We start from the raw sequence: 12459 nt of genomic DNA, 5'->3' as shown, positions 1-12459 counted from the left end.
CAGTGTGCTGGCTCAGGACATACCGGACACATGTCTCACGACATCCCGGACACGACACCCCCGCGACCGGGCAGGTGTCATGACACCTGTCGAGATCCTCCCGTCATGTCGAAGGCCCGCCTGGTCATCACCGCCGTCACCGTCGAGAAGCGACCAGTCGCCGAAGTGGCCGCCACCTACGGCATGGCCCGCTCCTGGATCTACGAACTCCTGACCCGCTACCAGGACGAGGGCGAGGCCGCCTTCGAACCCCGATCACGGCGCCCCAAGACCTCGCCCAACGCAACCCCAGCCGAGACCATCGAGCTGATCCTGCGACTGCGCAAGGAGCTCCTCGATGAGGGTCACGACGCCGGCGCCGACACGCTCGTGTGGCACCTCCTCCAGCACCACCGCGTCACCGTGTCCCGAGCCACCGTCCACCGGATCCTGACCCGCCATGGCGCGGTCACCCCGGAGCCGAAGAAGAAGCCGAAGTCGTCCTACATCCGGTTCGAAGCAGCGATGCCGAACCAGACCTGGCAGTCCGACTTCACCCACTACCCGCTGACCGACACCCACGCCTTCCCCACGGGCGTCGAGATCATCACCTGGCTCGACGACTGCACCCGCTACGCCCTGCACGTGTCCGCGCATCGGGCGATCACGACCCCGATCGTCAAGGCCAGCTTCCGAAAAGCCGCAGGTCAGCACGGCATCCCCGCGTCAACGCTCACCGACAACGGAATGGTCTACACCGTCCGCCTCGCCGGCATCGGCCGCCAAGGAGGCCGAAACAGCTTCGAGCAGCAACTACGTGACTGGCACGTGGTCCAGAAGAACTCTCGCCCCAGCCACCCCACCACCTGCGGCAAGGTCGAACGCTTCCAGCAGACCATGAAGAAATGGCTACGCGCCCAGCCCGTGCAGCCCTCGACCATCGCCGAACTGCAGGCGCTACTCGACCGATTCGTCGCCGAATACAACCATCGCCGCCCGCACCGATCGCTACCGCACCGGGCCACCCCGGCAACGCTCTACGACTCGACGCCCAAGGCCCTGCCAGGCCCCAGCCGCGCCCCCGACACCCACGACCGGATCCGCCACGACCGCGTCGACAAGTCAGGCACCGTCACCCTGCGCGTCGCCGGCCAAATGCGCCACATCGGAGTCGGACGAACCCACAAGGGAACCCACGTCATCCTGCTCGTCCAGGACCTGGACGTCAGGGTCGTCCACGCCATCACCGGCGAACTCCTCCGCGAACTGACCATCGACCCCAACAGGGACTACCAGCCACGAACCCCGAAATGACGAACACCCGAACCCACTTCCGTGGGTTCGGGTGTCCTCGATGTCCTGAGACATCACATCGGTCGGGCTGACAGGATTTGAACCTGCGACCCCTTGACCCCCAGTCAAGTGCGCTACCAAGCTGCGCCACAGCCCGAAGGCTCCGTGGTGTCGACTCGCTCGACCACGAATGCGACTGAACCTTAACGCAGGCCGAACAGAGACACGGAATCGGGCTCGGCGTGCCGGACCACGGGCTGCCGCCGACTGGTCTGTACGCCGTCGGGCCGGACGCACCAACCCGTCACCCAGATTGGGGATCGCGTTCCCAACCCGTCGATGGGCGCCCCCTCGCTGTCCCTACCTTTCGCTGGGGCTGAAAGATCGAGGGGGATCCGATGGGGACCATGCAGCGCCGGCGCCGCGCCGACCGAGGAGCCGCAGCAGTGGAGTTCGGGCTGGTCGCCCTGCTCCTCGTGACCTTGCTGTTCGGCATCATCCAGTTCGGCTTCTGGTTCTGGGCCTGGCAGTCCGCGGGTCACGCCGCACGAGAGGCCTCGCGCATCGCCGCGGTCACTCCCTGCGACACCGCGAAGATCACCAGCACCGGGACCAGCGACCTCAACGGCACACCCAAGAACGCCGCACCGACGGTGACCGTGACCAAGGGCTCACCGGTCAAGGTGGGCGACACGATCACCGTCCGGGTGCAGTTCTCGACCCTCAACCTGGGCTTCTTCCCGGGCTACACCGGCAACATCGACAAGAGCTCGACCTCGCGGGTCGAGAACGTGCCGGCCGGGGGTTGCTGACATGACCGCTCGACGCAACCGGAACGAGCGCGGTGCTGTCGCCGTCCTCGTCGCCATCCTGGCCACGGTCCTGCTCGGTGTCGGCGCCATGGTCGTCGACGTCGGCGAGGCCTATGCCAAGAAGTCGCTGCTCCAGACCGACGTGGACCTGGCCGTGCTGGCCGCGGCGGCGCAGCTCACGACCGGCGGGAACACCTGCAACCCCGAGGTCGTCCAGGCCGCCACCGACTACCTGAGCAAGCCCGAGAACATGGTGCCCGGGCAGTACGCCCTCAACCTCGGCGGCTCGCCCGGTGACCTCGACGGCTACATCTCCTGCAACAACTGGAAGGTCACGCTGTGGGCTCCGAGGAGCCACATCGACTACACCCTGGCCAGGACCATCCCGGGCGCACCCAACGGCATCGACGTCACCTCGACCGCGGCCGCCCAGATCAAGGCGGCCTCCCAGCCCGCGACCCTGCCGTTCTTCGCGGTCAAGGGCTGCGACTCGGGCCAGCAGAGCATTCGCAACGACAGCCAGACCCCGGCGACGCCGACCCTGGTGCCGGACTCCAAGAAGCACAACAATGCCGTCTTCACGATCAGCCCGACCTCGGTGGCGTCGGGCACGACGTCGGCCACGATCACGATCACGGGCACGAACTTCAAGAACGTCACGTCGATCGGCTTCACGAGTGGGTCGGGCGGCCATTACACCGTCGCCGCGCCGACCGTCAACAACAACCTGGCGGTCTCGTTCACGGTGAGCGTGCCCAGCGGCGTCCTGGCCATCGACGACATCTGGTACGTCCGGGCCCTCATCGGCACCGACTGGTCCGACCCGGCGACGGCGCAGCCGTTCACGGTCGGACCGCCCAAGCTCTACTGCGACGCCAAGAACGAGGGCAACTTCGGCACCCTGGACGTCCCCCGGACCGACACCAACAGCAAGGTCCTGGAGTGGAACATGATCAAGGGAATCCAGCCGACCCTGGCCATCCACCCCCTCCCCAACGGCGAGTGCAGCGGCCAGCCCGGCAGCGTCGAGTCCAAGAGCACCCCCGTCAACGGCACCAACTGCGTCGCCACCGAGCCGGGGCTGAAGATCGCCGAGACCAACGCGGGCCTGATCACCGGTGTCGGACCAAGCCTCCCCGGACGCCTGGACGCCAACTCCACGAGCAACTGCAGCCGCAGCGGCAACAGCGCCCGGACGACGGCCCAGGTGAAGGGCTACAACATCAACGACGACCTGCTGACCTGCTTCATCACCAACGGGGCATCGATCAACGACCTGGTCGCGGGCAACTCGGTCGGAACGGGCGCTCTCTCGGCGGACATCTTCAAGTCGCCCCGCTTCTTCTGGATCCCGGTCCTCGACACGGACCCGTCCAACGGCAAGAAGTCCTGGCCCATCATCGACTTCCGCCCCGGATTCATCTCGGACCAGTCCCTCGGCGCCACCCACGCCGGCCCGGGGGTCATCTCGCCGCTCGACGGCCTCGAGACGGACTCTTCGGGCATCCGGGAGCTCAAGGTCATCCTCTTCAGCTCCAAGGCGCTGCCGGAGTTCGCTCCGACCGTCGGCGGCGAGTCCGACTACACCGGCTCCGGCCCCAAGGCTCTCGTCCTCGTCCAGTGACGACGCGACCACCCGACCGACACCACTTCACCCGACAAGGACAACCACCATGGCACGACGAACCATCCTCTTCTGCGTCGCATTCGTGATCGCGGCGCTCGGGACCACGATGGTGGTCCTCTACGTCCAGGGCATCGACGCCCGCGCCACTGAGGGCCAGGCACTCGTCGAGGTCCTCACCGCCACCGACGTCGTCAAGGCCGGCGAGAGCGTCTCCGACGCCGAGGCCGCGGGCAAGTTCGAGAAGACCCGCGTGGTCCGCGACGACGTCGTCGAGGGGGCGTTGAGCTCCACGACCTCCATCGCCGACGAGGTCGCGGTCGGGACGATCTACCCGGGCCAGCAGATCATCGGCCAGCAGTTCGGGTCCGCCCAGGCGGTCGACACCCTGACCATCCCGGACGACAAGCTGGCCGTCAGCGTCGAGCTCACCGATCCCGCCCGCGTCGCCGGCTTCGTCTACCCGGGCTCCTCGGTCGCCATCTTCGCCTCGGCCGACCCCGAGCTCTACAAGGCGGACGGCACCACCCAGAAGCTCTCGCCCGTGACGCGTCTGCTGCTGGCCCAGGTGGAGGTGATCGGCGTCGGGGACACCTCCGTCTCCCCCACGACCACGACGTCCAAGGGCAGCAAGACCACCGAGCAGATCCCGCGCACGATCCTGACCATCGCCGTGACCCAGGCCCAGGCCGAGAAGGTCATCTACGCGGCCCGCAACGGCGACCTGTCGTTCGCGCTCCGCACGGCCAAGTCGAAGGTCGTCGACGGTCCCGGCGTCACCGCCCGCGACATCATGCCCGAGGTCTTCGGCGGCGTGCGATGACCGTCCTCGTCGAGCAGGACCCGACCTTGGTCGACCTGCTGCGCACGGCCATCAGCGACGGAGTCTCGGTGCTGGCCACCATCGACCAGGTCGAGGACCACCTGCGCCGCCACCGCGGCGAGCACGTGGTGGTCCTGGGACCCTCGGTCTCCGACGCGGACTCGGCCGCCTTCGCCGAGCACAACCGGGTGCTCCGCCCCTCGCTGGGAGTCATCCTGGTCCGGCCGACCGTCGACAGCACCGTCCTGGCCGACGCACTCCGCAGCGGCATGAGCCAGGTCGTCGAGACCCGGGACGGTGTCGGCCTCCAGGACGCCGTACGACGCGCCCAGGAGCTCGCCCTCGCCATGGACGAGGGCCGCCGGCAGCACGTCGAGCCGAGCGCCAAGGGCTCGCTGGTCACCGTCTTCTCGACCAAGGGCGGCGTCGGCAAGAGCCTCGTCGCGACCAACGTCGGGGCCGCCTTGGCCGACCAGGGCCTCCGCGTCTGCGTCGTCGACCTCGACGTGCACGGCGGGGACGTCGCGATCATGCTCCAGCTCACGCCCCAGCACACGCTGGCGGACCTGGCGCGGATGAACGGCGCGCTCGACGCCGCGGGGGTCGAGTCACTCCTCACCCAGCACTCGGAGCGGCTGTTCGTCCTGGCCGCCCCCGTGCAGCTGGGCAGCTCCGTGCCGGCCGAGTCCGTGGGTGCCGTCCTGGCGATCCTCAAGGGCCTGTTCGACGTCGTCGTCGTGGACACCTCGGGCTCCTTCGACGACTACGGGCTGCACGCCTTCGACCACAGCGAGCTGCTGGTCCTGGTCGGCACCCTGGACATCCCCGCGCTCAAGAGCCTCAAGCTGGCCGTCGGCACGCTGGACCTGCTCAACTTCCCGCGCGACCGCTGGCGCCTGCTCCTCAACCGGGCCGATGCCAAGGTCGGGCTCTCGATCCAGGAGTTCGAGGACACGCTCGGCGTGAAGGTCACCGCGAGTGTGCCGTCCAACCGGGACGTGCTCGCCGCCGTCAACCGCGGGGAGCCGATCGTGCTCGCCAAGAGCACTCACGAGGTCAGCAAGGTCCTGTCCTCCTTCGCAACCGGGCTCGCCCGCGACGTCTCCGCGAACCCCGAGGTGGCCGAACCGCCTCGGCGCACCCACCGCGCCATGCTGCGACGTGGCTCCCGCTCCGAGAAGGTGGCCTGACATGACACTCTCCGACCGGCTCCTGGCCGCCCAGCGAGACCGGGAGAACGCGTTGACCACCACCGGCAACGACGCCTCCGGCCAGTCCCCCTCCGGGACCCATCGTCGCGAGTCCCGCACCCGGGACCCCTACGTCGAGCTGAAGCGGCTCGTGCACACACAGCTCGTCAGCGCGCTGGGGCCGAAGCTCTACGACGTCGACATGACGCCGACCGAGCTGGAGCAGCAGGTCCGCACGGCCCTGCACAGCGCGATCGCGGCAACCAACCAGCCGATGTCCGGCACCGACCGCACGCGGATCACCCAGGAGATCGCCGACGACATCCTCGGCTACGGGCCCCTCGAGCCCTACCTCCGCGACCCGGACCTCACCGAGGTCATGGTCAACCGCTCGGACGAGATCTACGTCGAGAGCGGCGGCCGGATCACCCGCGTCGACGCCGCCTTCGCCGACGAGGCGCACCTGCGCCGCACCATCGACAAGATCGTCGCGCGGATCGGACGGCGCGTCGACGAGACCAGCCCCATGGTCGACGCCCGGCTCCCCGACGGCAGCCGCGTGAACGCGATCATCCCGCCCCTGGCGCTGGACGGCTCGATGCTCACGATCCGCAAGTTCGCCGCCGACCCCTACACGGTCGACGACCTCATCTCCTTCGACACCCTGACCCGGCCGGCCGCCGACCTGCTCGCGGCGTGCGTGCTGGGCCGCCTCAACATCCTGGTGTCGGGCGGCACCGGTGCCGGCAAGACGACGACGCTGAACGTGCTCTCGTCCTTCATCCCCGCGGACGAGCGGATCGTGACGATCGAGGACGCCGCCGAGCTGCGACTCCACCAGGACCACGTGCTGCGCCTCGAGGCCCGCCCCTCGAACATCGAGGGCAAGGGCGCGGTCACGATCCGGGACCTGGTGCGCAACGCCCTCCGTATGCGCCCCGACCGCATCATCGTCGGCGAGATCCGCGACGGCGCGGCCCTCGACATGCTGCAGGCGATGAACACCGGCCACGACGGCTCGCTGTCCACCGTGCACGCCAACAGCCCGCGCGACGCGCTCTCCCGCGTGGAGACGATGGTGATGATGGCCGGCATGGACCTGCCGGTCCGGGCGATCCGCGAGCAGTCGAGCAGCGCCATCGACCTGATCATCCAGCAGAACCGGCTCAAGGACGGCACGCGGCGCCTCACCGCGATCACCGAGGTCGTCGGCATGGAAGGCGACATCGTCACCCTCCAGGACGTCTTCCTGTTCGACTACAGCGCCGGGTACGACGAGCACGGCAACGCTCGGGGCCACCTGCGCAGCACGGGTCTCCGCCCGCGCTTCCTCGACCGGCTCGCCGAGCACAACGTCCAGGTCAACCCGGAGGTCTTCGCCAACGCCGGAGTGGTCCGATGATGACTCGCCCCGCGCTCTCTCGGGTCTCGGCAGCGCTCGGGACCCTGGCACTGGGCGCCGCCCTGGGCCTGGTCCCGGCCTCCCCCGCCCACGGCGCGGATGCCGGCTCCGGGATCACGATCGACCACGTGGAGGTCGCCGACGACGGCACCGTGTCGGTGCTGGTCGGGGTCCAGGCCGGTGCGGCCACCCCCGACCTCAGCAGCATCCACGTCTCCCTGGACGGCACGGACGTCGAGGCGGTCGGGCAGACCGTCGAGGAGGGCCAGCTCACCCGCACCACGGTGCTCGCCCTGGACGCCAGCCACAGCATGAAGGGACCGGGCATCGCCCAGGCCAAGGCCGCGGCGACGGCCTTCCTCGACGCGGCTCCGGCCGACGTCCGCATCGGCCTGCTGACCTTCTCCCGGGGGGTCCAGAACGTCACGGCACCCACCACCGACCGAGCCAGCCTGGCCGCCGCGATCAACGACATCGCGCTCACCCGCGGCACCCGCATCTACGACGCCGTCGTCAAGGCCGTGAGCCTCTCCGGCACCGAGGGTGCCCGCAACGTCCTGCTGCTCACCGACGGCAAGGACGAGGGCGGCGGGGCGACCCTGCAGACGGCCCTCGCCACCGCCAAGGGCAAGGGCGTCGCCGTGGACGTCGTCGCCCTCGACCAGGCTCCCGCCGACCGGGCCCTGCTCGCCCAGATCTCCTCCGCGAGTGGTGGCGAGGTCGTGGAAGCCTCCAGCCCCGCCTCGCTGGCGCGGGTCTTCGAGGCCGAGGCGGCCGCACTCGCCCACCAGGTGCTCGTCACCTTCCCCGAGCCGGTCCACGCACCCGCCGGGACCACGCTCGACGTGTCCCTCGCGGTCGGCGGCACGACGTACGACGACTCCGCGTTCCTCTCGCTCGGCCATGTCCGGGACAACGGCCCCACCGCGGTCGATCCGGGCAAACCGCTGGTCGGCTCCACGGCCCTGCTCGTGGGCGGAGGGGTCCTGGCGCTGGGCCTGACCATGCTGCTGGCGCTGCTGCTGATGGGCCAGCACGGCCCGACGCGGACCCAGAAGCGGCTCTCGGAGTACTTCGGGGAGACCACCCGGTCGAGCTCCAGCGCAGCCGGCCTCAGGGAGTCCGCGGTCAACTTCGCCGGCACCGTCGTCAAGGGTGACTTCGAGACCCGGCTCGCGCAGAAGCTGGCGGGCGCGGGGATCGCGCTGACCGCCTCGGAGTGGGTGCTGATGCACGCCGGCATCGCGATCGTCTCCGGTTTCGTGGGCTTCGTGCTCGGCGGACCGGTGGCGATGGTCGTGCTCCTCCTCGTCGGCGCACTGCTGCCGGCGGGTGTGCTGAAGCTGAAGCACTCCCGTCGGATGAGCGCCTTCGGCGCCCAGCTGCCCGAGACGCTCACGCTCATCGCGGGCAGCCTGTCCGCAGGCATGTCCATGCCCCAGGCCGTCGACACCGTGGTCCGCGAGGGACACGAGCCGATGGCGTCCGAGCTCCGACGGGCCCTGGTCGAGCAACGCCTCGGCATCCCGATCGAGGACGCCCTGGACGGTGTCGCCGACCGGATGTGCAGCGAGGACTTCGCCTGGGTCGTGATGGCCATCCGCATCCAGCACGACGTCGGCGGCAACCTGTCCGAGGTCCTGGGCACGGTCGCCGACACCCTCCGCGAGCGGGAGTACCTCAAGCGGCAGGTCCGGACACTGAGCGCCGAGGGTCGGCTCTCGGCCTGGATCCTCGGGGCGCTGCCCGTCGTGATGTTCCTCTACATGCTGATGGCGAACCGCGAGTTCATCCGTCCGCTCTACACCCAGGCCCTCGGGTGGGCGATGCTCGGCGGCGCGACGCTGCTGCTCGCCATGGGGTCCTGGTTCATGGCCAAGCTCGCGAAGGTCGAGGTCTGAGATGTCCGCCAACGTCATGCTCTTCGCCGGGGCCGGGCTCGTCCTCGCCGCCCTCACCATGGCCCTGTCGATGGTCGGGGTCCTCTCCGCCGAGCGACGCGGGGTCGGCCGCTCGCTGGCCGCCATCCAGGCACTCGACTCCGCTCCCTCGACGCTCAAGACCGAGCTCGAGCAGCCCTTCTCCACCCGCGTGGTCGCCCCGCTCGGCGAGAAGCTGGTCGGGATCGGGCGCAAGCTCGTCCGCGCCGGCACCGCCGAGCGGATCCAGCGGCGCCTGGACATCGCCGGCAACCCCGTGGGCTGGGACGTGTCGCGGATCATCGGCCTCAAGGTCGCCGCCATGGCGGGCCTGGGTGGGTTCGGCCTGTTCTACAGCGTCACCTCGGGGGCCGCGCCGCTCAAGCTGCTCGTCGTCACGGCGGGCGCGGCGGGCTGCGGCTACGTCCTGCCCAACGTCCTGCTCTACAACGCCGGCCAGAAGCGCGAGGCGCTGATGCGACGCGCACTGCCGGACGCCCTGGACCTGCTCACCATCTCCGTGGAGGCCGGACTCGGCTTCGACGCTGCGTTGATGCAGGTGGCACGCAACACCAAGGGGCCGCTCGCCCAGGAGTTCTCCCGCCTGCTCCAGGAGATGCAGATCGGCGTCGGACGCTCGGACGCGATGCGCGCCATGGCCGAGCGCAGCACCATTGCGGAGCTGAAGACCTTCTGCATGGCCATGGTCCAGGCCGACAGCCTCGGCATCCCGGTCGCGAAGGTCCTGCGGGTCCAGAGCAAGGAGATGCGGGTCAAGCGCCGCCAACGCGCGGAGGAGAAGGCCCAGCAGGTGCCGGTCAAGATCATGGTCCCGCTGGTCCTGTTCATCCTGCCCTCGCTGTTCACCGTGATCATGGGACCCGCCGTCCTGCGCGTCCTGGAGGCGATGAAGTGAGAACCGTCGCCGACGCCAGCCCGTGGCGGGTCACCACGGCGGTCCGGGTCTTCGCCCTGGCCACCGCGGTCGGCCAGCTCGTCAGCGCCGGAACGCTGGGCCGTGTCGGCCTGGTGGTCCTGCAGCTGGGCTGCGTGGCGGCGGTCTGCGCCTCACTGGAGCTGACGCCGTTGGGTCGGCGGCTGCCGTGGGTGACGGTCCTCGAGGGCTTCGCCGTGGTCGGTCTCTTCGGCCTCGCCAACGGACCCGTCGAGCCCCTCCTGGTCTACCTCGCCGTCCCGACCGTCGTCGCCGGCGTCCGGCACGGCGCCATCGCCACGGTCAACACCTCGCTGTCGACGGGGGTGGCGCTCCTGGCGATCCAGGCGCTCACCTGGTCGCACGTCGAGACCGGACCGTCCCTGGGATCGGTCCTGCCCTGGCTCGTCCTGGGCCTGGGCGCCGGCATGCTTGCGTCGCACCAGACGCAGTCCGTCCGCCGCCTGGAAGCGGTGCGTGCGCCCTACGCCGCCACCAACCGGCTCGTCGGCACCCTGCACTCGGCGGCCACCGACCTCCCGCAGGACCTCGACGTCATCCTCCACGCGCGAGCCCTCGAGTGCGCCGTCCGGCCCCTGGTGGGTGCCGATGCGTCGGCCGTGCTCGTCCGCTCCGGCCTGATGACCCTGGAGACCCTGACGTCGTACGGCGATCTCGGGGCCGTGGACGACGAGCTGGCACGCCGGTGCATGTCGGCGATGCGCGCCGAGCAGCGTGGCGACATCGTGGCCCTGCCTCTCCGGGTCGGCGAGCACGTGTTCGGCGCCCTCCTGATGCGCTGCCACCGCCCCCTGGCCAACGCGGTCCTCGCCTCCATCCAGGAGCAGGTGGACGAGCGCGCGATCCTGCTCGACACCGCCGTGCTGCTCGACGGCGTCCGCTCGCTCGCGACCAACGAGGAGCGCAACCGGCTGGCGCGCGACATCCACGACGGCGTCGCCCAGCAGATCGTCGCGCTCGGCTTCCTGGCCGACGACCTGGCGGCCCTGAGCCACGACCCCGCCACACGGCAGGGTGCGGAGGACCTGCGGGTCGAGGTCACGCGACTCGTCAACGCCCTGCGCTTCTCCGTGTTCGACCTGCGGCAGGAGGTCGCCGACGCCGGCAGTCTCTCCGGCGCCGTTTCCGACTACGTGGGTCAGCTCGGCACCCACAGCGACCTGCGGATCCACCTCACCCTCGACGAGCGGGGGTCGCGCCTGACCCGCCGCACCGAGGAAGAGCTGCTCCGGATCGCGCAGGAGGCCATCGCCAACGTCCACAAGCACGCGCGTGCCGTCAACGTGTGGGTGCGGCTCACGGTCCACGGCACCGACGTCACCCTCGTCGTCGAGGACGACGGCGTGGGCGGCGCGACGGCCCGTCCCGGCCACTACGGCCTGCACACCATGCGCGAGCGCGCCCGGCGCATCGACGCCGACCTCGAGGTCGCCCCCGGGCACCACGGCGGGACCGTCGTGACCCTGGCCACCCATCACGAAGCACCGACGGGCTCGGGCCCGGACAGCACCACCACCCCGAGAACCGACGGAAGGCACTCCCATGGCGATCACCATCTTGCTGGTCGATGACCACGACCTGATCCGGCAAGGCCTCGCGCACGCGTGCGAGCGCGACGCCAGGATGACCGTGGTCGGGCAGGCGGCCGACGTCGCCTCCGCCCTGGCGGCCTGGCGCACGCTGCGGCCCGACGTGGTCGTCACCGACCTCCAGCTCCCGGACGGCACCGGCCTCGACCTGATCCGCGCCATCCGCGAGGAGAGCGCCGACACGGGACTGGTGATGCTGACGATGCACACCGGCGACGCGCAGATCCTGGCCGCCCTCGAAGCGGGGGCGTCCGCCTTCCTCGGGAAGGAGTCGCGCGGGGCCGAGGTCGTCTCGGCGGTGGCACACGCCGCCAAGGCCCCGCGCAGCTTCCTGTGCTCGGGCCTGGCCGGTGCCGTGATGCGGCGGGCCACCGTCGCCGCGGGACGGCTCACGCCTCGCGAGCAGCAGGTCCTCTCGCTCCTCGCCGAGGGCCTGGGATCGGCGGAGATCGGCGCGCGTCTCTACCTCGGCGAGTCCACCGTCAAGACCCACATCGGCCGGATCTACCACAAGCTGGGCGTGACCAACCGCGCCCAGGCCCTCGTGGCCGCGATGCGGCTGGGACTGCTCTTCGAGCAGCTCTCCACCGCCGGCTGAGCAGCGGTCGACGGCCCCCGGAACGAGCCGCGCACCCCTCGGGGTGCGCGGCTCGTGTGCGTCCGGGGCCGTGGTCGAGGGCGCCGTGGATCCGGTCCTCCTTCGGGCGCCGACGAGGCCCCGATGGCGCCTCCTGATTGGCCCGAAGTGACTACCTCCCGCGAGACGAGGACGGGACTGCCGGGCCCCGGGCGGATCGCAACATTGAGTTGTGAACGGGTTCCACTGGGGGGCTCGGAAGCAACACCAGAACAACCATTCCGAAGGGGAATCCA

General features: G+C 70.1%; 10 protein-coding genes and 1 tRNA gene. 10 read left to right on the top strand and 1 reads right to left on the bottom strand.

Annotated elements, in window-relative coordinates; translation table 11 throughout:
• Positions 1-105: 105 nt before the first annotated feature.
• Positions 106-1293, top strand: a complete 1188-nt coding sequence (locus tag EJF31_RS04725) for an IS481 family transposase (RefSeq protein ID WP_125035894.1) — start codon at positions 106-108, stop codon at positions 1291-1293.
• Between the two features lie 62 nt (positions 1294-1355).
• On the opposite strand, the gene EJF31_RS04720 is transcribed toward EJF31_RS04725, so the two are convergent.
• Positions 1356-1429: transfer RNA gene (locus EJF31_RS04720), tRNA-Pro, on the bottom strand.
• A 241-nt stretch (positions 1430-1670) separates the two neighbouring features.
• On the opposite strand from EJF31_RS04720, the gene EJF31_RS04715 reads away from it, so the two are divergent.
• From EJF31_RS04715 to EJF31_RS04675, 9 genes are read left to right on the top strand one after another with little or no spacing between them, the layout of a single operon-like run.
• The gene (locus EJF31_RS04715; RefSeq protein WP_125035893.1) at positions 1671-2084 is read left to right on the top strand and encodes a TadE family protein; all 414 of its coding nucleotides are present in this window, start codon (positions 1671-1673) and stop codon (positions 2082-2084) included.
• Between the two features lies 1 nt (position 2085).
• Positions 2086-3708 (top strand): TadE/TadG family type IV pilus assembly protein, encoded by a 1623-nt coding sequence (locus tag EJF31_RS04710; RefSeq protein ID WP_125035892.1) that lies wholly within the window; start codon positions 2086-2088, stop codon positions 3706-3708.
• Positions 3709-3757: 49 nt separating this feature from the next.
• Positions 3758-4531 (top strand): Flp pilus assembly protein CpaB, encoded by a 774-nt coding sequence (gene cpaB / locus EJF31_RS04705; protein WP_125035891.1) that lies wholly within the window; start codon positions 3758-3760, stop codon positions 4529-4531.
• Positions 4528-5721 (top strand): P-loop NTPase, encoded by a 1194-nt coding sequence (locus tag EJF31_RS04700; protein ID WP_125035890.1) that lies wholly within the window; start codon positions 4528-4530, stop codon positions 5719-5721. Before cpaB ends, EJF31_RS04700 begins: the two co-directional genes overlap by 4 nt.
• Position 5722: 1 nt before the next feature.
• Positions 5723-7123 (top strand): CpaF family protein, encoded by a 1401-nt coding sequence (locus EJF31_RS04695; RefSeq protein ID WP_125035889.1) that lies wholly within the window; start codon positions 5723-5725, stop codon positions 7121-7123.
• The gene (locus EJF31_RS04690) at positions 7120-9024 is read left to right on the top strand and encodes a type II secretion system F family protein (RefSeq protein ID WP_125035888.1); all 1905 of its coding nucleotides are present in this window, start codon (positions 7120-7122) and stop codon (positions 9022-9024) included. The genes EJF31_RS04695 and EJF31_RS04690 overlap by 4 nt, the downstream gene beginning before the upstream one ends.
• Before the next feature lies 1 nt (position 9025).
• Positions 9026-9958, top strand: a complete 933-nt coding sequence (locus EJF31_RS04685) for a type II secretion system F family protein (protein WP_125035887.1) — start codon at positions 9026-9028, stop codon at positions 9956-9958.
• On the top strand, positions 9955-11568 hold the full coding sequence (locus EJF31_RS04680; protein ID WP_125035886.1) for a sensor histidine kinase: 1614 nt from the start codon (positions 9955-9957) through the stop codon (positions 11566-11568). Before EJF31_RS04685 ends, EJF31_RS04680 begins: the two co-directional genes overlap by 4 nt.
• Positions 11540-12184: a response regulator transcription factor gene (locus EJF31_RS04675; RefSeq protein WP_125035885.1), complete on the top strand. Its 645-nt coding sequence runs from the start codon at positions 11540-11542 to the stop codon at positions 12182-12184. Before EJF31_RS04680 ends, EJF31_RS04675 begins: the two co-directional genes overlap by 29 nt.
• Positions 12185-12459: the final 275 nt, after the last annotated feature.

The sequence above is a fragment of the Nocardioides sp. LS1 genome (assembly GCF_003865225.1).
Taxonomy (GTDB): domain Bacteria; phylum Actinomycetota; class Actinomycetes; order Propionibacteriales; family Nocardioidaceae; genus Nocardioides; species Nocardioides ginsengisegetis.
Note: the sequence above shows the minus strand (reverse complement) of the source record. Positions and strands in the feature narration are given on the sequence as shown.

Excerpts from the sequence above, each read along its gene's own strand:
- EJF31_RS04715 (WP_125035893.1), top strand. The coding sequence starts at position 1,671 with ATGGGGACCATGCAGCGCCGGCGCCGCGCCGACCGAGGAGCCGCAGCA.
- cpaB (WP_125035891.1), top strand. The coding sequence starts at position 3,758 with ATGGCACGACGAACCATCCTCTTCTGCGTCGCATTCGTGATCGCGGCG.
- EJF31_RS04710 (WP_125035892.1), top strand. The coding sequence starts at position 2,086 with ATGACCGCTCGACGCAACCGGAACGAGCGCGGTGCTGTCGCCGTCCTC.
- EJF31_RS04690 (WP_125035888.1), top strand. The coding sequence starts at position 7,120 with ATGATGACTCGCCCCGCGCTCTCTCGGGTCTCGGCAGCGCTCGGGACC.
- EJF31_RS04685 (WP_125035887.1), top strand. The coding sequence starts at position 9,026 with ATGTCCGCCAACGTCATGCTCTTCGCCGGGGCCGGGCTCGTCCTCGCC.
- EJF31_RS04700 (WP_125035890.1), top strand. The coding sequence starts at position 4,528 with ATGACCGTCCTCGTCGAGCAGGACCCGACCTTGGTCGACCTGCTGCGC.
- EJF31_RS04725 (WP_125035894.1), top strand. The coding sequence starts at position 106 with ATGTCGAAGGCCCGCCTGGTCATCACCGCCGTCACCGTCGAGAAGCGA.
- EJF31_RS04675 (WP_125035885.1), top strand. The coding sequence starts at position 11,540 with ATGGCGATCACCATCTTGCTGGTCGATGACCACGACCTGATCCGGCAA.
- EJF31_RS04695 (WP_125035889.1), top strand. The coding sequence starts at position 5,723 with ATGACACTCTCCGACCGGCTCCTGGCCGCCCAGCGAGACCGGGAGAAC.